At 50.6% G+C, this 3,706-nt stretch carries 3 protein-coding genes; 2 read left to right on the plus strand and 1 reads right to left on the minus strand.

The genetic code is table 11. The features are described from left to right. A partial coding sequence (dpiB, locus tag E0D98_RS22190; protein WP_131891033.1) for a sensor histidine kinase DpiB occupies positions 1-1,651 on the plus strand: 1,651 nt, incomplete at its 5' end. Continuing rightward, a complete protein-coding gene (dpiA, locus tag E0D98_RS22195; protein WP_000126500.1) occupies positions 1,620-2,300 on the plus strand; it encodes a two-component response regulator DpiA in 681 nt (226 codons plus the stop codon). The genes dpiB and dpiA, both read left to right, overlap by 32 nt. Before the next feature lie 40 nt (positions 2,301-2,340). On the opposite strand, the gene dcuC is transcribed toward dpiA, so the two are convergent. Beyond that, on the minus strand, positions 2,341-3,706 hold a 1,366-nt coding region (dcuC, locus tag E0D98_RS22200), incomplete at its 5' end, for an anaerobic C4-dicarboxylate transporter DcuC (RefSeq protein ID WP_131891036.1).

Raw genomic sequence — 3,706 nt, forward strand, 5'->3', positions numbered from 1 at the left:
GCTTAACGAGAATAAACAGTTTGCATTTTTCCAAAGACTGGCATTTCCGCTGCGTATCTTTTTGCTGATTCTGGTGTTCTCAATATTTGTCATTGCAGCCCTGGCGCAATATTTTACGGCCAGTTTTGAGGACTATTTAACGCTTCATGTACGCGACATGGCAATGAATCAGGCGAAAATTATTGCCTCCAATGACAGTGTCATCTCTGCGGTGAAAACGCGTGACTACAAACGGCTGGCGACCATCGCTAACAAATTACAAAGAGATACCGATTTTGATTATGTGGTGATTGGGGACCGGCACTCGATCCGCCTTTACCATCCTAATCCGGAGAAAATTGGTTATCCTATGCAGTTCACCAAACAGGGCGCGCTGGAGAAAGGGGAGAGCTACTTCATTACCGGGAAAGGGTCAATGGGGATGGCGATGCGCGCCAAAACGCCAATCTTTGATGACGATGGAAAAGTCATCGGCGTGGTGTCGATTGGCTACCTGGTGAGTAAAATCGATAGCTGGCGGGCTGAGTTTTTATTACCGATGGCAGGCGTGTTTGTCGTGCTGTTAGGGATTCTGATGTTGCTGTCGTGGTTCCTGGCAGCGCATATCCGTCGGCAAATGATGGGCATGGAGCCAAAGCAAATCGCACGCGTGGTCCGTCAGCAAGAGGCGCTGTTTAGTTCGGTTTATGAAGGGCTGATTGCGGTGGATCCGCATGGTTACATTACCGCCATCAATCGTAACGCAAGAAAGATGCTGGGGCTGAGCTCTCCCGGACGGCAATGGTTGGGTAAACCCATTGCTGAAGTGGTCAGGCCCGCCGATTTCTTTACCGAACAGATTGATGAAAAACGTCAGGATGTGGTGGCTAACTTTAACGGTCTGAGCGTTATTGCCAATCGGGAAGCTATTCGTTCAGGTGATGATTTGCTGGGGGCCATTATCAGCTTTCGTAGTAAAGACGAAATTTCCACCCTCAATGCGCAACTGACGCAAATAAAACAATACGTCGAGAGCCTTCGTACATTGCGACACGAGCATCTCAATTGGATGTCGACGCTCAATGGTCTGTTGCAGATGAAAGAGTATGATCGCGTGCTGGCGATGGTGCAGGGGGAGTCTCAGGCCCAGCAACAGCTTATTGACAGCCTGCGCGAGGCGTTTGCCGATCGCCAGGTGGCGGGGCTGCTTTTTGGTAAAGTGCAGCGCGCCCGCGAACTGGGGCTAAAAATGATCATCGTCCCCGGTAGCCAGCTTTCGCAACTGCCGCCAGGACTGGATAGCACCGAGTTTGCCGCCATTGTTGGCAATTTACTTGATAACGCCTTCGAAGCCAGCCTGCGTAGCGATGAAGGAAACAAGATCGTTGAATTATTCCTCAGCGATGAAGGCGATGATGTGGTGATTGAAGTCGCCGATCAGGGCTGCGGCGTTCCAGAGTCTCTACGAGACAAAATATTTGAGCAGGGGGTCAGTACGCGTGCTGACGAGCCCGGTGAACATGGCATTGGGTTGTACTTGATTGCCAGCTACGTAACGCGCTGCGGTGGTGTTATCACTCTCGAAGATAATGATCCCTGCGGTACCTTATTTTCAATCTATATTCCGAAAGTGAAACCTAATGACAGCTCCATTAACCCTATTGATCGTTGAGGACGAAACGCCGCTGGCAGAGATGCATGCGGAATATATTCGTCACATTCCCGGATTCAGTCAGATATTACTGGCGGGAAACCTGGCGCAGGCCCGAATGATGATCGAGCGTTTTAAGCCGGGGCTAATCTTGCTCGATAACTATCTTCCTGACGGTAGAGGGATTAATTTACTGCATGAACTGGTGCAGGCGCATTATCCCGGCGACGTGGTGTTTACCACTGCAGCCAGCGATATGGAAACGGTGTCTGAAGCCGTACGTTGTGGTGTATTTGATTATCTCATTAAGCCCATTGCCTATGAACGGCTGGGGCAAACGCTAACCCGTTTCCGCCAGCGTAAACATATGCTGGAAAGTATTGATAGCGCCAGCCAGAAGCAAATTGATGAGATGTTTAATGCTTATGCTCGCGGTGAACCTAAGGACGAGCTACCGACCGGCATTGACCCTTTGACGCTAAACGCGGTGCGAAAACTGTTCAAAGAGCCTGGTGTGCAACATACGGCAGAAACGGTGGCGCAGGCACTGACCATCAGCCGCACCACTGCCAGGCGTTATCTTGAATATTGCGCCAGCCGCCATCTGATTATTGCTGAAATTGTTCACGGCAAAGTTGGCAGACCGCAACGTATATACCACAGTGGGTGACATGAAAAAGCCGGAGGAAACTTGCCTCCGGCATTACTATTTACTTGCCTGTGACCGCTGCTGCCGTTCCTGGCACCATCAGCTCTGTAGCAACGATAACAATCACCAAACCAACAAGCACCGGTACCGAGGTGCGTTTTACGACTTCAAACGGCGAGATCTTCGCCATCCCGGCAACCGCAACGACTACGCCAGAAACGGGTGATAGGGTACGACCCAGGTTTGACGCCTGCAGCATCGGGATAGTCAAATACGCCGGGTTAATGCCGGAAGAGTGCGCCAGTTTCGGGATCATCTCAACAAACGCATAAAACGGCGCATTGCCTGAACCGGTCGTGACTGCCGCCAGCATGGTCAGAATCACCAATACCAGCATCAGGATGATACTCGCCGAACCAAACGAGGTAGCGATAGAAATCAGACTTTGAATAAAGCCGATGGTGCTAAGCCCCTGAGCGAATACCCCAGCGGCAACCAGCAGCATCACCACGTTAGCAAACGCATCTGCCATCCCGCGATAAGCCACTTCCAGACCAGAGAAAACTTTCTGGGTATTAAAGCTGCGGAGGAACTCCAGAATGGAGGCAATCAGCATACAAATCACCAGAATAGTGATGATGTGTAATTGCGGACCCCATTTACCGTCAAAAATCAGTACACCGATGATCGGCGTGAACGGCAAAATGGCATAAAACGCAGGAGCAGTGGTGGTGATTTCACTGACATCTAACATTTCATGAGAGATGTGCTCTTTTTTATCCAGATAACGTTGCCAGAAGAAGTGGGCGATCGCCATGCCGATAATTGCAGCAATTGAGATAGGCAGCGTCGTTTTGAAGGCGAAGTCAATCAGCGACATTTCGGAAGCTTGCGCCGCCAGCACCACATCCCCTGAAGTCGGTGCGAGAATAATCGCCGCCGGGGAGGCACAAATGGCAGCAGCTGCGCCACGACTGATACCAACGTTTACCATCACCGGAAATAGGGTTGCCATCAGCAAAACACCCAGACCGGTTGCGGAAGAGACGGCCAGAGACATCAGACAGGCGACAAAATAGGCGGCAATCATCAGCAGGTAAGGGGAGTTAATATACTGCAATGGTTTTGACGCCAGCTTGACCACCATATCATTCGCGCCGATATGGGTCATGTAAGCGGCAAATCCACACAGCATCATAATCATCATGCCGAGGTCGCCGCCGCGGCTCATTAGTAATATTTTAACGTATTCAACGATATCCGTGGCGCTGTAGCCTGTTGAAGCCTGGCTGGACGGTAACACTTTGTGCCCCATAATGGCACTGATAATCAGCAATAACAGGCCACCGACAAATAACACACCAGTGGCGGAATACCCTTTAATGATGTAGCGAGCTACACCCACAATAACCACAACCCCAATAAGG

Origin of the sequence: Escherichia sp. KCJ4928, assembly GCF_004352695.1 — a bacterium.
GTDB lineage: Bacteria > Pseudomonadota > Gammaproteobacteria > Enterobacterales > Enterobacteriaceae > ECMA0423.